Source organism: Streptomyces sp. NPDC093109 (genome assembly GCF_040701725.1).
Taxonomy (GTDB): Bacteria; Actinomycetota; Actinomycetes; order Streptomycetales; family Streptomycetaceae; genus Streptomyces.
Map to the genome: position 1 here is coordinate 20,260 of NZ_JBFBEZ010000045.1, position 15,792 is coordinate 36,051.

Sequence of the window (15,792 nt, forward strand, 5' to 3'; positions counted from 1 at the left end):
GGGAGTTGACCGGCCCTGTCCTGCGCGGGACGCACGGCCGCCGGACATCGGGACGCACGGCCGCCGGACATACGGAAGGCCCGGCGGAACGCCGTGAGGCGCCCGGGCCGGGCCTTCCACCGAGGTCTTGGCCGTCATACGGGCCAAACCCTGGGGGCTACCCCCGTACGGGTGAATCCAGCCCGCTGACCCCGCGCTCCACCGCCGGCGCGGCGCCCGCCGGGGGTGCCGTGCCCTCCGGCTCGGCGAGCCGCTGCTCGACGCCGGTGTTGCGCGCCTGCGCCTTCTCGGCCAGCGCCCGCGTCGCCGCGTTGAACTGCTCCATCGACGTCGGCTCGTCCGGCCCCAGCAGATACCGCTTCAGCTCGGTACGGTCGGCCGCCAGCCGGTCGGCGGCCGGGTCGGCCACGGCGGCGAGCAGCTCGTCCAGCTCCGACGCGCTGTTGGAGAGGATCACGGCGGCCCGTACGGCGGTGTTCTGCCGCTTGAACTCCTCCACACCCAGCTCGGCGGAGTCGGTCACCGCGTAGGGCTTGCCGCTCGCGATGAAGTCCGACACCACGCTGGAGATGTCGGAGACCATGGCGTCCGACTCGTTGAAGCAGTCGTACAGCTTCGGCTCGGGGCCGGTGACGACCTGGTGCTCCCAGTAGCCGAAGGTGCGCCAGTACGTGGCGTTCCACTCGGCGTGCAGCCGTGTGGCCTCGTCGAGCCGGCCCTGGTCGACCAGCGAGACGCGCGAGCGCTCCGCCTCGTCGCCGCCCGAGCGGCCCGGCGCGTCGAGCGCCGCCAGCGCCGCCTCGATCCGGGCCAGTTCGGCCCGCGCGGCGCTCTGCTCGGCGCCGGCCGCCGTGGCGGCCTCGGCCCAGCGGGGCTCGGTGAGCCGGGCGGCGGTGGCCGCGCTCAGCAGGTTCGTGATCCGCCCGTGCACGGCCTTGGCCTTGGGGTCGCGGATGCCGGTGAACGGGTGCGGCTTGTAGATCACCCGGACCGGCCGCTCGGCCGCGAGCAGCCGCTTGATGATGTTCTCGCCGGCCAGCAGCAGCGAGGTGTTGCCGGGGTTGTCGTCCCAGCCCTCCCAGGTCGGCGCGTACAGGACCGTGGGGATCGGGTTCTTCACGCCGCCGGTCCACGACTCGATCGGGGCCAGCTGCGGCCGTCCCACCTCGGCGATGTCCTCGTCACGCACACCGACGTCGGCCAGCGCGTAGCGGTCGCGGCCCGCCCGTCCCGCGGTCCACACCTCGTCGTACACCTTGCTGAACGGGTTGACGCTGGCGAGCTTGTCGCTGTCGCCGTGGCCGATGAAGACGTGCTTCATGGTCGGGACGCGCAGCAGGTGGATGTTCTTGCCGACGTTGGCCGCGTACAGCGCCACCCGGACCGTGGAGAGGTCCATGTTCATCAGATGGGTGCCGCCGGGCACACAGATCACCGGGACCGGAGTCGGGGCGAGCTGGGTGGCGATACCGCGCTCGCGGAGGAGGATCAACGGCCGTCCGTCGATCTGCTCCATCGTCTCCAGCCACATGTTGACCTGGTACGCCGACTCCTTGGAGCCGGAGAAGTAGAGCACCACGGTGGGCCGGTACTCGCGCAGCCAGTTGTCGACGGCGTCCAGTACGGCGTCGGGGGCAGGGACACGGCGGCGGCGGCGCAGATGCCACATGAGGGCGCCGACGTAGAGCAGGCCGAGGCCAAGAGTGAGGCCGACCCCCGCGTAGCCGTAGACGTAGTCGCCGGTCCACGCGGCGACGATCACACCGGCCACGGCGGGCAGGTCGAGGTGGAGCATCTTCTCGCCGGCGCGGCGCAGCAGGCCGGCGGGCGGGGCGTCGGGGATGCGGATGGCGCTCAGGTCGACGTTGCGGGTCGCGACCGGCATGGTGCGGCGCAGCCGGATCAGGGCCGCGAGCGCGCCGTGGCAGACCTGGAGGGCGTAGAAGGCCAGGAAGCCGCCGAGCATGACGTAGAAGATGGCGCGGTCCGCGAGGTCGAGCCGCGCCACGAGCAGGACCAGCAGCAGCTGACGCACGAGGAAGCGGATCGAGAGGCCGGCCCTGACCTTCTGGAGCCGGTTGACCAGATAACTGCCACGCATATGCAGGAAGCGGTCGGCCCCGTAGGTCGCGGCCGCGGCCACGGCGAAGAAGCCGAGATTCGGAATCAGCGCGGCGAGCAGAACGCACGGATATCCCAGCCCGAGCAGGGCCGCCGCGGCCAGCTCGGACCGACTGCCTACACGGGCCAGTCGAATGGCGGTCGAAATCACGAAGAACCCGCTCCAGAGGAGTGCTGGTTATTTCACGTTATGTGATTCTTGTAAAGATAGTGCTGTACGCACTCGGGCCTCGGCGATACGCCGCGGAGGCGATCACAGAGGCCCGAAACCATGCAAGTTCCAAAAATTATTACACATCTTCCTGGCGGTCGAGTACGGCGGCCAGGGCGTGCTCGAAGTCGGACGCCTCGGAGGCGCCGCGCGTCGGGTCCTGCTGCCGTACGTCGATGACATGGCCGGTCAGCTCGGAGAGCAGCACGTCCAGGGAGGTCCTGGCGACCGCCTCGGAGGAGAGCAGCGACCCCTCGGGCTCAGCGCCGAACGCCTTCGTACGCATAGGGGTGGCGGTGCGCTCGGGGTTGACGCAATTGACGCGGATCCCCTCGCCCGCCCATTCGTCCGAGAGCGCCTGGGTGAGATTCACCATGGCGGCCTTCGTGGACGAGTAGAGGCTGTACTCGGCGCGGCCCCGGGTGTAGCTGCTGGAGGTGTAGAGCAGCAGCTGGCCCTTGGTCTCCACCAGGTACTTGTACGAGGCGCGCGCGATCTGCACCGGCGCCAGGTAATTGACGTTCAGCGCTTCCTGAATGGTGGTGTTGTCGGTCTCGGCGAGCTTGCCGATACGCAGCACACCCGCGGTGTTGATGACGTAGTCGATGCGGCCGGTCTCGCCGTACGCGCGCGAGAGGGCGTCGTCGACGTGCTCCGGGTTCTCCACGTGCGTACCGGTGGTGGAGCGGCCCAGCGCGTAGACCTTGGCGCCGTAACCCTCGGCGAGCTGCGCGATGTCGGCGCCGATGCCGTACGAACCGCCGAAGACCACCAGCGTCTTGCCGGCCAGCAGCTCGCGGTAGGCGTCCTCGGAGACCTGCTGCGGGGCGGCGGTGGAGGCCAGCTGGAAGAGCTTGTCGGCGATGAAGACGTCGACCGGCTGCGTCACCTTCATGTTGTACTCGTCGCCCGCGACGACGTAGATCGGCACGTCCGGCAGGTACTTGAGCACCACGGAACAGTCGTCCGTCGCCTGGAAGTTGGGATCGCCCGCGGCCACCTCGTACGCCCTGCGGATGGTGGAGAGCTTGAACGCCTGCGGGGTCTGGCCGCGCCGCAGCCGGGACCGGTCGGGCACGTCCGTGATGAACTCGCCGTCGCCGCCGTGCGTACGGGTCACGATGATGGTGTCCGCGGACGGGATCGCCACGTCGACGGCCTGGTAGCGGCCGAGGGCGTCCACGCAGTCCGCGATGACGCGCCGTGACAGCAGCGGCCGTACGGCGTCGTGGAACAGGACGTTACGGTCCTCCCCCGGCGCCAGCCCCTCGCCCAGCGCCTCGATGGCCCGCTCGGTGGTCTCGTTCCTGGTGGCGCCGCCCTCGATGACGCGGCTGACCTTGGACAGCCCCGCCTTGGCGACGATCTTCTCCACGTCCGGCACATAGCCCGGCGCCATCAGCACGATCACATCGTCGATCACGTCGCTCTGCTCGAAGATCCACAGGGTGTGCTCGATGACGGACTTCCCCGCGATCTTCAGCAGCTGCTTCGGAATCGACAGGCCCACACGCTGACCGGTACCGCCCGCCAGGACGACGGCGGTGGTGCGGGGCTTCGCGGGCGGCGCGGAAGTTGCAGACACAGGACTGACCTACCTTGCGGGCTCAGAGGATGAAGCGATGGTCCCACCCGTGGCAATCCTCGTGCAAGGCGGACCACAGACGCCGGACACCGGCTCGCCACCCCTGGTTCACCTGCGACAACGGGTGCGCCCGTGGTGCGGGAGCGGGCATCGTCAGTGAAGGACACCACATAAGTTTCACGTACGAGCACCAGGGACCCCACATGAGAGGTTACGCGCGGGAGTGGCACGGTAACCCCATGCGACAACGGGCGGTCAGGGCACCTGCCATGACCGCCCGAAGCAGTACGCGATCCCGCCGGTCCCGATGGGGACAGGACTAGAAGGGCTTGAACTGGTCGTACTCCTTCTGCGCCTCGTCGCGCTCGGCGTCCCGGTCCCGGCGGCGCTGGGCCGCCGGACGCGGCTCCTCGAGACGGTGGTCCTCACCGCGCCGGCCGAGCATCTCGGCGCCCGCCATCATGGTCGGCTCCCAGTCGAAGACGACCGCGTCGTCCTCGGGCCCGATGGCCACGCCGTCGCCGGAGCGGGCGCCCGCCTTCATCAGCTTCTCCTCGACGCCGAGCCGGCTCAGCCGGTCCGCGAGATAGCCGACGGCCTCGTCGTTGCTGAAGTCGGTCTGCCGGACCCAGCGTTCGGGCTTCTCGCCCCGTACGCGGTAGATGCCGTCCTCCTCCAGCGCCACGGAGAAGCCCATGTCGTCGACGGCCTTCGGACGGATGACGATCCGGGTCGCCTCCTCCTTCGGCTTCTCGGCGCGCGAGGTGGAGACGATCTCGGCGAGCGCGAACGACAGCTCCCTGAGCCCGGTGTGGGCCACGGCGGAGACCTCCAGCACCCGGTAGCCGCGCGCCTCCAGGTCCGGCCGGATCATCTCGGCGAGCTCCTTGCCGTCCGGGATGTCGATCTTGTTGAGGACGACCACGCGCGGCCGGTCACCGAGCCCGCCGTACTGCGACAGCTCCTCCTCGATCACATCGAGGTCGGTGAGCGGGTCCCGGTCGGACTCCAGCGTCGCGGTGTCCAGGACGTGGACGAGGACGGAGCAGCGCTCGACATGGCGCAGGAACTCCAGCCCGAGCCCCCGCCCCTGGCTGGCGCCCGGGATGAGCCCGGGGACGTCCGCGATGGTGTAGACGGTGGAGCCGGCGGTGACCACGCCCAGGTTGGGGACGAGCGTGGTGAACGGGTAGTCCGCGATCTTCGGCTTGGCTGCCGAGAGTACGGAGATCAGCGAGGACTTCCCGGCGCTCGGGTAGCCGACGAGCGCCACATCGGCGACCGTCTTCAGCTCCAGTACGACATCCCCGCCACGCCCCGGCTCCCCGAGCAGCGCGAAGCCGGGCGCCTTGCGGCGGGCGGAGGAGAGCGCCGCGTTGCCGAGGCCGCCGCGGCCACCCTCGGCGGCGACGTAGGTGGTGCCCTCCCCGACCAGGTCGGCGAGGACGTTGCCGCTCTTGTCGAGGACGACGGTCCCGTCCGGCACCGGCAGGACCAGGTCCGTACCGTCCTTGCCGGAGCGGTTGCCGCCCTCTCCGGGCTTGCCGTTGGTGGCCTTGCGGTGCGGCGAGTGGTGGTAGTCGAGCAGCGTGGTCACGGACTGGTCGACGACCAGGGTGACGTCCCCGCCCCGCCCGCCGTTCCCGCCGTCGGGGCCGCCGAGCGGCTTGAACTTCTCACGGTGTACGGAGGCGCAGCCGTGGCCTCCGTTACCCGCGGCGACATGCAGCTCGACGCGGTCCACGAAGGTGGTCATGGGGATTGCCTCCAGTACATACGGAAATGCGCAACGTGAAACAAATGTCTCAGGTGAAACAAACGAAGGGCGGACCCGCTTCCCGTCTCCGGGAAGTGAGGTCCGCCCTCGCGAAGAAAACCGCTCTACAGCACCGCGTCGTGAAGACTAGGCGGCGACCGGAACGATGTTCACGACCTTGCGGCCACGGCTGGTGCCGAACTCCACCGCGCCCGCGTTCAGCGCGAACAGCGTGTCGTCGCCGCCACGGCCGACGCCGGTACCGGGGTGGAAGTGCGTGCCGCGCTGGCGGACCAGGATCTCACCGGCGTTGACGACCTGACCGCCGAAGCGCTTCACGCCGAGCCGCTGAGCATTGGAATCGCGCCCGTTCCGAGTGGACGATGCGCCCTTCTTATGTGCCATGTCTCCTCAGTCCCTTACTTCGCAGCCGCGGGGATACCGGTGACCTTGATCGCCGTGTACTGCTGGCGGTGACCCTGGCGACGGCGGTAACCCGTCTTGTTCTTGTAGCGGAGGATGTCGATCTTGACGCCCTTGTGGTGGTCCACAATCTCGGCCGTGACCTTGACACCGTCCAGCACCCACGGGTCGCTGGTGACGGCGTCGCCGTCGACCAGGAGCAGGGTCGAGAGCTCGACCGTGTCGCCAACCTTGGCGGTGGGAATCTTGTCAACCTCAACGATGTCGCCGACAGCAACCTTGTGCTGTCGACCACCGCTGCGCACGATGGCGTACACGCGATCTCACTCTCGCTTCGAAACGGAAACCCCTGATGCCAGCCGCTCACACGGCCCGGGGACCGTGAGAATCCGGATGAGGGACGAGCGGCCTCTTCCAACCGCACCACGAAGGCGCCGGGAAGGTAGGTGCTCAGGGGTGGGCGCGCATACAAACACGCCGACGGTCAACACTACGGGCCGCCCTGCGGAGAATCAAACCGACCCGGACCGCCCGCCGCCCGGGAACCCCGGACGTATGCTCGCCGGGCGATACCGCCATCGGAAAGGCCACAGAGTGAGCTACAGGGTCCAGCCCACCGCCCAGGTCGACGCGACCGCCGTGATCGGCGACGGGAGCAGCGTCTGGGACCTCGCGCAGATTCGCGAGCACGCGACGCTCGGGGACGGGTGTGTGGTGGGGCGTGGGGCGTACGTCGGCAGTGGTGTCCGGATCGGGGACAACGTCAAGATCCAGAACTACGCCCTGGTGTACGAGCCCGCCGAGCTGGCCGACGGTGTGTTCATCGGCCCCTCCGTGGTGCTCACCAACGACCACAACCCGCGCTCCGTCGACCCCGAGGGCAAGCAGAAGCGCGGCGACGACTGGGAAGCGGTCGGGGTGAAGGTCGCCGAGGGGGCCTCGCTCGGCGCCAGGTCCGTCTGTGTGGCGCCGGTTCGCGTCGGCCGCTGGGCCATGGTCGCCGCCGGTGCCGTGGTGACCAAGGACGTGCCGGACTTCGCGCTGGTCGTCGGGGTGCCCGCGCGCCGTATCGGCTGGGTCGGCAGGGCCGGCGTACGGCTCGTGGAGCGCGACGGGGAACGCGACGGGGAGCCGGGGGTGTGGGAGTGCCCGCGGACCGGCGCGCTGCATGACGAGGAGGACGGCGTACTGACGGAGCGCACGGACCGACCGTAAAAAAGTTCGGTCGTCGCATACATCCCTCGGCCACCGTTGAGCGTCTGTTCTGACGGCCGTACACACGTGTGTGTCACGCGTGTGTACGGAAGCAACGGGACCCGAGAAAAATGGTGACACCCTCCGTGCCGACAGGACCGATGGCCGCACCCGCAGGACCGCCGGCCGCACCCGCCGGACGCGTCCTCCTGCCCTCGCTCACCGGGCTGCGCTTCTGGGCGGCCCTGGTCGTGGTCCTGTACCACCTGTCGCGGCAGGCGGGCACGCTCCCCTGGATCAGCGAGATCACCTGGTACGGGCGGACCGGCGTCACCTTCTTCTTCGTCCTGTCGGGCTCCGTCCTCGCCTGGACGTACGACGGCAAGCAGGTGCCGGCGAAGGTCTTCCTCTGGCGGCGGTTCGCCCGGATCTGGCCGCTGCTCGCGGCCTCGGTCGTGGCCTCGGTGGTGGTGTGGACCGCGCTGGGCAAGGAGTGGTCGCTCGGGGGAACCCTTGCCACGCTCGGGCTGGTCAACGCCTGGTTCCCCGAAGGGGACTTCCTCAAGGGCGGCAACCCCGCCGCGTGGTCGCTCAGCGACGAGGCCTGGTTCTACCTGATCTTCCCCGTGCTGCTGGCGCTGCCCCTGCTGCGTACGCCCCGGGGGCGGTGGACCACCGCGGTGGTGGTCTGCGTCCTCTCCGCGGGCGTCTGGTGCGCGGGGTCGCTGTTCGCCGATCCGGCCGTACGCTCCTGGGCGCTCGACTACTTCCCGCCGACGCGCACGCTCCAGTTCGTCCTCGGTGTGGCCGCCGGGCTGGCCGTGAAGCGGGGATGGCGGCCGCCGGTCGGACTGCCGGTCGCGGCCGGACTGGTCGTGGCCTGGCACCTCGCGCTGGTGCCCTGGTCGGACGCGGTGCCCGACCGGCTCTGGTACGGCCCCTACCACGCCTCCCAGCTGCTCTCGGCGCCGCTCTTCGCACTGCTGGTGGCCGCCGCCGCACACGCCGACCTCGACGGCCGGCGCACCGGACTCGGCGGCCCGTGGATGATCCGCCTCGGTCACTGGTCGTTCGCCTGGTACCTGTTCCACGAGATCGTGATCCGCTCGCTTCTGGGTGCCTTCGGAAAGCCCGAACCGGGCCTCGATACCGCCCTGTTCTGGCTCGTGACACTTCTCATAAGTCTCACAGTGGCGGCCATTGCCTACTATTACGTGGAACATCCACTCGAACGCATGCTGCGCCGCGTCGGCCCCGCCGATACCGGCAGCCGTGGTGCGGACGCTCCTCAGCCGGCACACCGCGGCTGAGGAGCCGTTCAGAGCCGTTCCACCCCCCTCGCACGACCAGCCGCCACCACCATGGCCTTGAAGAAGAGTGTTCGATGAAAGTCGTCAGCATCGTCGGTGCCCGCCCCCAGTTGGTGAAACTCGCGCCCGTCGCGGCCGCGTTCGCGGGCACGGAGCACCAGCACTTCATCGTGCACACGGGACAGCATTACGACGCCGATCTCTCCGACGTCTTCTTCGACGGCCTCGGCATCCCCGCCCCCGACATTCACCTCGGCGTCGGCTCCGGTAGCCACGGTGTCCAGACCGGTGCGGTGCTCTCCGCGCTCGACGCGGTCTTCGAGGCGGAGAAGCCCGACTGGGTCCTCGTGTACGGCGACACCAACTCGACCGTCGCGGGAGCCCTGTCCGCGGTGAAGATGCATCTGCCGGTGGCGCATCTGGAGGCTGGGCTGCGCTCCTTCAACCGGCGCATGCCCGAGGAGCACAACCGCGTCCTCACCGACCACTGCGCCGATCTGCTGCTGGCCCCGACCGAGGAGGCCATGGGCCATCTCGCCAACGAGGGCCTGGCCGGCCGCGCCCGGCTGGCCGGGGATGTCATGGTCGACATCTGTCTGCGGATCCGGGACGCCGTACGCGCCGGCGAGCACGCGGCGCCCGTACTGCCCGAGGGCATCGACCCGGACCGGCCGTTCCTGCTCGCGACGCTGCACCGGCCGGACAACACCGACGACCCCGCGCGTCTCGCCGCGCTCGTCGACTCGCTCGCACGACTCCCCCTGCCGGTCGCGCTGTTGGCCCACCCGCGGCTCGTCGCACGGGCCGAGGAGTACGGCATCAGCCTCACCCGGGGCTCCCTCCACGCCGGCCGCCCGCTCCCCTACGCGGGGCTCGTCGCCGCTGTACTCGCCTCCTCCGGCGTGGTCACCGACTCGGGCGGCCTCCAGAAGGAGGCGTTCCTGCTGGAGCGGATCTGCACCACGGTGCGCCCCGAGACCGAATGGGTGGAAACGGTCAGAACCGGATGGAATGCCCTGGTCGCCGATCCGCACGAGCTCTCCGACGAGAAGTGGGCCGCCACGGTGACGCGGAGCGCCCCGGCCGGAGACGCCGGCACCCCGTACGGCGACGGACGCGCCGCCCAGAATGTTGTCAGGCTCATGGAAGAGTGGAAGAGAGGTAGCCGGCTCGTGTGACACCCGGAGCGGACCTCGGAGCTCCCCGCCGGAGCTCCGTCATGTCCCTTCCGCGTACGTCACCGTGCCAGCACATCCGTTATGTCAGCGATCCCCAGGTCCGGGCCGCCCGTTGAGGCGGGGCGCCCTCATCTGATCTATCTCGCCATTGGATTCCCGCCGGCTGCCAAGAGCTGCGCCTACCGGATGCGCGAGACGGCCAACCAGTTCATCAACACGGGCTGGGACGTCACCGTCGTCACGATCGCCCAGGAGTCCTGGGAGCGGGATTCCGGCATCGACCTCACCCTGCTCGATCAGGTCGACCCCCGCGTGAGAATCGTCGAACTGCCGCTGTCGAGGGAGGACCTGGAAACGGATATCCGTCTCTTCTCCGAAGAACGGGCGATCAGCCCCACGGGCTGGGTCGCCAAGCTGCGCGAGCGGCAGACCGAGGCGTTCCCCGAACCCAACTTCGGGGCGTGGCGCGGCGATCTGGAGCAGGCCGTACTCGACATCCACGCGGAACGGCCCGCCGATCTCCTGCTGGCCAGCTGCGTCCCGTACGTCAATCTCGCGGCTGCCTGGAAGCTGTGGGAAGAGGCCCGGGTGCCGTACGCGGTGGACTTCCGCGACGGCTGGTCCATCGATGTCATCGACGGGGTCGAGGCGTTCTCCCGCGACTCCGAGGAGGCGCGCTGGGAGAAGAAGATCCTGGCGAACGCCCTCTCGCTGTGGGTCGTCAACGACCCCATCGCCGGGCATTACCGTACGCGCTACCCGGATCTCGCCGACCGTGTCCATGTCGTACGGAACGGCTATGACGCCGACAGCTCTCCCGGCCGGTCCCACACGCCCGACCCCGAGGCCGGGCTGGTCTTCGGCTATCTCGGGACGGTCAACTTCACGACGCAGCATCTGACGACCGTCCTGAACGCCTGGAAGGCCGCGCGGGAGCGGGAGCCGCTGCTGGCCAACGCGCGCTTCGAGGTACGCGGCCACATCGGCAACGGCGCGGGCCGCGAGGCCAACCGGCACACGGAGATCCTCAAGCGGGCCGAGGCCGATGGTGTCTCCTTCGGCGGTCCCGCCGCGAAGGCCGAGGTCGCCTCGCTCTACGCCGGCTGGGACGCGATGGTGCTGATCCTCATCGGCGGCCGGTACGTCACCTCCGGCAAGGTGTACGAGTACATGGCCACCGGTCTGCCGATCGTCTCCGCCCATCTCGTGGAGCACGACGCCTCCAACGTGCTGAAGGGGCACCCGCTCTGGACGGGGGCCGTGGGGCTCGACGAGGAGCGGCTGACCGTCGCGTTCACCGAGGCCGCGCACCTGGCCGTCGAGACGGACGACGCCATGCACGCCGAAGCGATGTCGCACGCCGACCAGTTCACCCGCGAGGCCCTCATGACGGTCGCAGTGCGGGACCTGGTCGCCACATTCACCACGCGGTACGCGACCGCGGAAGGAAGCACGCCGTGACCGTTGTCCTGCTCGTCGCCGCGACCCGGCCGCAGCTCGCCGTACTCGCCGATTCGGTACGGAAGTTCCATGACCTGGGTGCCCAGGTGCAGCTGGCGGGGACCTTCCATCTGGCACCGGTGACCGGCGAACTCACCGAAGCGGACCTGGACGGGGTACGGCAGCTGCCGCGTTCGGTACGCGGCAGCTCGGCGCTCCGCCGCAAGGCCGCCGAATCGCCCGTCGGGATGCGGGTGTGGCTCCAGGCGAAGGGCGACGACTGGCTGCGCTCGCACGCCCGCAAGGCGGATGTCCTGGTGGCGCTCGACGCCAAGGCGGTGTACACCGTGTGGCGGCTGGCACAGCACAACCGCGGCGCCGAGGCGCTGTTCGGCCTCGCCCCCGCGCTGCGTGCCGTCGAGGCCCGGCGGGATCTGGGCGACGCGGCCCCGCGCCGCGGGATGCGCGACAGCCTGCCGTCGGCGGCGGTCGTGGCCCGCGATGTGCGGCGTTCCGTGACCGGTCTGCCCGCCGTGGTGATGCGGACCGCCACCGCGCGCCCCGTGATGCGCTCCGCCGTCGGGGCCAGGCTGTGGCGCGGCGCCGTGACCGCGCCGGGCGTGCCCGCCCGGCTGCGGGTCTCGGCCTCCCGTTACGTGGCGGAGGGCATGGAGTCGGCCGGCCGGACCAGCGGTGCGGCGATCGCGCTGGCCGCCGCGGCATCCAAGGTCGGTGACCTGGGGCTCCGGGCGTCGCTGCTGGACGATTCGGTGATGCGGGAGATCTCGAACGGCCTCGTGCCGGGGAAGCTTCCTCAGGCGGTCGCCGCGCAACTCGCCCACGCCGATGACCGGTTCGCCAGGAGCGACTTCCAGGGGGCGGCCACGGCCCTGAGCCGGGCGCTCAACCTGAACTTCCACCGGGTGGTGCATATCGACCAGTTGTCCTCGCCCCTGGCGCGGAAGGCCGGCGCGTATGTGGAGCCGCTCTACGCCTCGAAGGTCATGCGGGCCGTCGGCGTGCCCCGGGGCCGCCGGACTCCGCACGCGCCGGCGCCCACCGGCCGTCCGCTGCGGCTGCTCGTGACCACGAGCGGCAACGCCAACTTCCTCCAGCACATCCTGTCCCACTTCGGGGACCACCCCGGGGTCGAGCTGCGCTTCCTCGACCTGGCCGCGCAGAAGGCCCTGATGCGGATCTCGTGGGCGGGCCGGCGGATTCTGGAGGACCGGCTCGCCGGGGACACGACCGACTACCAGGAAGAGGTCGAGCGGCTGATCCGGCCGTATCTGGACTGGGCGGACACCGTCTTCCTGGACTGGGCGGTGGGGCCGGCCTCGATGCTCACCACCATCGATCCGGGCGACACGCGGATCGTCGTACGGCTGCACAGCTACGAGGCGTTCACCCGGTGGCCCCACTCCACGGACTTCTCGCGGATCGACGACCTGGTGTTCGTCGCGCCGCACGTCCGGGATCTGGTGACCTCCTTGGTGCCGCAGCTCCGCGGCGAGCACGCCCCCCGTACGCATGTCATCGACAACGCGATGGAACTCGCCGGTTTCGCCCGCCCGAAGCCGGCCGAGGCCCGCTTCGAGCTGGGGCTGGTCGGCGTCGGTCAGGTCGCCAAGGATCCGCTGTGGGCCGTCGAGGTGCTGCGTCTGCTGCGGAAGGAGGACGAGCGCTACCGGCTGCTGCTGGTGGGCGGTGACATGAGTGCCAAGACGAGCCATGCCACCCGTGACTACCTCCAGCGCTTCGAGAAGGCGCTCGCGCCGCTGGTGAAGTCGGGCGCGGTGGTACGTCTCGGTGCGACCGACGACGTGGCGTCCGCGCTGACCGGCATCGGCACGATCCTCAGCTCTTCGGTGCGCGAGGGCTGTCACGTGGGTCTGATGGAGGGCGCGGCGAGCGGCGCCCTCCCCGTCGTCCGCGACTGGCCCTTCTACGCGGGCCGTCCCCACAGCGCCCGCACGCTCTACCCGGAGGGCTGGGTCGTGGAGACCCCGGCGGAGGCAGCCGACCGGATCCGCCGTCACACCGGCACCGAGGAAGCCTGGCGGAAGGCGGGCGCCGCCGCCTCCGCCCACGCGCTGACGGCATGGGACTGGCCCGTGGTGCGGGCCCGCTTCGAGAGGCTGTTCCTCGGTACGGAGTGACTCCGTACCGAGCGACCGGCCGGCGCGGTGGCGGTGGCTCCCCGGACCCGTCCGGGGAGCCACCGTGGCTACGGGCGCTCAGGGGTGGCGCAGACGCCAGCCCGCCCAGGCCGAAGCCACCATCGCGCGCACATCGTGGCGCGCCTGCCACCCCAGTTCCGTACGGATACGGTCCGCCGACGCCACGACCCGTGCCGGGTCCCCCGGGCGCCGCGCCACGACGCGTGGCACGAGGTCGGTGTGCCCGGTGACGTCCCGGACGATTCCGATCATCTCGGCGACCGAAACGCCCTCGCCGCGCCCGACGTTGAGGACAAGGGACGCCGCCTTGTCCGCGGCGAGCCGCCGGGCCGCCGCGACGTGCGCGGACGCGATGTCCTCGACGTGGATGTAGTCGCGGACGCATGTGCCGTCGGGGGTCGGGTAGTCGGCGCCGAAGACGAGCGGCGGCGCACCGGCCTCGACGCGGTCGAAGACCATGGGCACCAGATTGGTCACCCCGTCGTCGCCGAGTCCGGGCGTGGCCGCTCCGGCGACGTTGAAGTAGCGGAGCGAGGCCGTCGCCATGGAGTGCGCGGCGCCGGCCGCCGTGACCAGCCACTCCCCCGCCAGCTTGGTCTCGCCGTACGGGCTGATCGGCCGGCAGGGCGTCCGCTCCGTGACGAGGGTGACGTCGGGCATGCCGTAGACGGCCGCCGAGGAGGAGAAGAGGAACCGGCTCACCCCGGCCGCGGTCGCCGCGTCGAGCAGCACCCGCAGCCCCTCGACGTTCTCCCGGTAGTAGTGCAGCGGCTTCCCGATGGACTCCGCGACCTGTTTCTTTCCCGCGATGTGCACCACACCGGTGACGGCATGGGTGCGCAGTACCTCGGTGACGCGGTGGTGGTCGAGGACGGTGCCGGTCTCCAGGGGAACCCCGGCGGGCAGCCGCTCGGCCCTGCCGGTGCTCAGATCGTCGAGCACGACGACGCGCTCTCCCGCGTCGGTCATCGCCTTCACCACGTGCGAGCCGATATATCCGGCGCCGCCGGTGATCAGCCAGGTCATAGCCGTTTCCTCCATGCCGCGGCCCCGCCCCCACCGACCGGCGGGGCGGGGCCGCCACTGCTCGTACGGTCCGGGGCTCAGCCGCCGATGACGACGCGCCGTACGCCCTTCCACGCCTCCGGGTCCGTGGTGCGGCGCCCGTCGACCAGCACGGTGACGTCCGGCAGGTCCGCCGGGGTCAGCGCGCGGTACTCGGCGTGGTCGGCCTGGAGGATCGCCGCGGTGACCTTCTCGCCGTCGTGGGGCGTGAGGCCGTGCGCGGTCAGCTCCGCGGCCGTGTACATCGGGTCCGAGACGTACGCGACGGCGCCGCGCGCCGTCAGCGCCTCGACGGTCGGGAAGACCCCGGAGAACGCGGTCTCCTTGACGCCACCGCGGTACGCGGCCCCCAGCACCAGGACGTTCACGCCGGTCAGGTCGCCGTACGCGGCGGCCAGCAGATCGACGGCGTACTCCGGCATCGCCGCGTTGGCCTCGCGCGCCGACCGTACGACCGTGGCCGACGGGTCGTTCCACAGGTACATCCGCGGGTAGATCGGGATGCAGTGGCCGCCGACCGCGATACCGGGCTGGTGGATATGGCTGTACGGCTGGCTGTTGCAGGCCTCGATGACCTTCTTGACGTCGATGCCGGCCTGGTCCGCGAAGCGCGCGAACTGGTTCGCCAGCCCGATGTTGACGTCCCGGTAGGTGGTCTCGGCGAGCTTGGCCAGCTCGGACGCCTCCGCCGTACCCAGGTCCCAGACACCGTTCGGCCGGGGCAGGTCGTCGCGCGCGTCGAAGTCGAGCACCGACTCGTAGAACGCGACTCCGTGGCGCGCCGACGCCTCGTCGATGCCGCCGACCAGCTTCGGGTAGCGGCGCAGGTCAGCGAAGACCCGGCCGGTCAGCACCCGTTCCGGCGAGAAGACCAGATGGAAGTCCTCGCCGGCGGTGAGGCCCGAACCCGCCTGGAGCATCGGCGCCCAGCGCGTACGGGTGGTACCGACCGGCAGGGTGGTCTCGTACGAGACGAGCGTGCCCGGCCGCAGGCCCTTGGCGATCGCCTCGGTGGCCGAGTCCATCCAGCCGAAGTCCGGGACGCCCTCGGCGTCCACGAAGAGCGGGACGACGACCACGACGGCGTCGGACTGCGCGACCGCGGCCGTGGTGTCCGTCGTCGCGGTGAGCAGCTCCTCGCCGACGGCCCGCTTGAGCTTGACGTCGAGATCGTGCTCGCCGGGGAAGGGCTCGGTGCCGGCGTTGACCAGCTCGACGACCTTCTCGTTGACGTCCGCGCCGATCACCCGGTGACCCTTGGCCGCGAACTGCACGGCGAGCGGCAGGCCGATCTTGCCGAGCGCGACTACACAGATATTCATCGGATTC

General features: G+C 70.3%; 12 protein-coding genes. 5 read left to right on the plus strand and 7 right to left on the minus strand.

Features of this window, described 5'->3' with window-relative positions:
* Nucleotides 1-157 precede the first annotated feature (157 nt).
* The 5 genes from AB0389_RS31415 to rplU all read right to left on the minus strand — a co-directional run bounded on the left by AB0389_RS31415 (nt 158) and on the right by rplU (nt 6,413).
* On the minus strand, nt 158-2,272 hold the full coding sequence (locus tag AB0389_RS31415) for a hypothetical protein (protein ID WP_366398918.1): 2,115 nt from the start codon (nt 2,270-2,272) through the stop codon (nt 158-160).
* 139 nt (nt 2,273-2,411) lie between these two features.
* The gene (locus AB0389_RS31420) at nt 2,412-3,917 is read right to left on the minus strand and encodes a bifunctional cytidylyltransferase/SDR family oxidoreductase (RefSeq protein WP_366398919.1); all 1,506 of its coding nucleotides are present in this window, start codon (nt 3,915-3,917) and stop codon (nt 2,412-2,414) included.
* 319 nt (nt 3,918-4,236) lie between these two features.
* A complete protein-coding gene (gene obgE / locus AB0389_RS31425) occupies nt 4,237-5,673 on the minus strand; it encodes a GTPase ObgE (protein WP_366398920.1) in 1,437 nt (478 codons plus the stop codon).
* Nucleotides 5,674-5,820: 147 nt separating this feature from the next.
* Nucleotides 5,821-6,078 (minus strand): 50S ribosomal protein L27, encoded by a 258-nt coding sequence (gene rpmA / locus AB0389_RS31430; protein WP_114659184.1) that lies wholly within the window; start codon nt 6,076-6,078, stop codon nt 5,821-5,823.
* 14 nt (nt 6,079-6,092) lie between these two features.
* Complete coding sequence (gene rplU / locus AB0389_RS31435; RefSeq protein ID WP_366398921.1) at nt 6,093-6,413, minus strand: 50S ribosomal protein L21; 321 nt, start codon at nt 6,411-6,413, stop codon at nt 6,093-6,095.
* A gap of 277 nt (nt 6,414-6,690) precedes the next feature.
* Here rplU and AB0389_RS31440 point away from each other — a divergent pair, with 277 nt between their 5' ends.
* The 5 genes from AB0389_RS31440 (at nt 6,691) to AB0389_RS31460 (ending at nt 13,377) form a co-directional block, all read left to right on the plus strand.
* A complete protein-coding gene (locus AB0389_RS31440) occupies nt 6,691-7,311 on the plus strand; it encodes a DapH/DapD/GlmU-related protein (protein ID WP_366398922.1) in 621 nt (206 codons plus the stop codon).
* A 125-nt stretch (nt 7,312-7,436) separates the two neighbouring features.
* On the plus strand, nt 7,437-8,600 hold the full coding sequence (locus AB0389_RS31445) for an acyltransferase (RefSeq protein ID WP_366398923.1): 1,164 nt from the start codon (nt 7,437-7,439) through the stop codon (nt 8,598-8,600).
* A gap of 74 nt (nt 8,601-8,674) precedes the next feature.
* A complete protein-coding gene (gene wecB, locus AB0389_RS31450; protein WP_366398924.1) occupies nt 8,675-9,778 on the plus strand; it encodes a UDP-N-acetylglucosamine 2-epimerase (non-hydrolyzing) in 1,104 nt (367 codons plus the stop codon).
* Between the two features lie 132 nt (nt 9,779-9,910).
* Nucleotides 9,911-11,239: a glycosyltransferase gene (locus AB0389_RS31455; protein WP_366398945.1), complete on the plus strand. Its 1,329-nt coding sequence runs from the start codon at nt 9,911-9,913 to the stop codon at nt 11,237-11,239.
* Nucleotides 11,236-13,377 carry a glycosyltransferase family 1 protein gene (locus AB0389_RS31460; protein WP_366398925.1) on the plus strand — a complete coding sequence of 714 codons (2,142 nt, stop codon included), beginning with the start codon at nt 11,236-11,238 and terminating at the stop codon, nt 13,375-13,377. The genes AB0389_RS31455 and AB0389_RS31460 overlap by 4 nt, the downstream gene beginning before the upstream one ends.
* Nucleotides 13,378-13,455: 78 nt before the next feature.
* Here AB0389_RS31460 and galE read toward each other — a convergent pair whose 3' ends face one another.
* Nucleotides 13,456-14,424 carry a UDP-glucose 4-epimerase GalE gene (gene galE / locus AB0389_RS31465; RefSeq protein ID WP_366398926.1) on the minus strand — a complete coding sequence of 323 codons (969 nt, stop codon included), beginning with the start codon at nt 14,422-14,424 and terminating at the stop codon, nt 13,456-13,458.
* Between the two features lie 77 nt (nt 14,425-14,501).
* Nucleotides 14,502-15,785: a nucleotide sugar dehydrogenase gene (locus AB0389_RS31470; RefSeq protein WP_366398927.1), complete on the minus strand. Its 1,284-nt coding sequence runs from the start codon at nt 15,783-15,785 to the stop codon at nt 14,502-14,504.
* Nucleotides 15,786-15,792 lie beyond the last annotated feature (7 nt).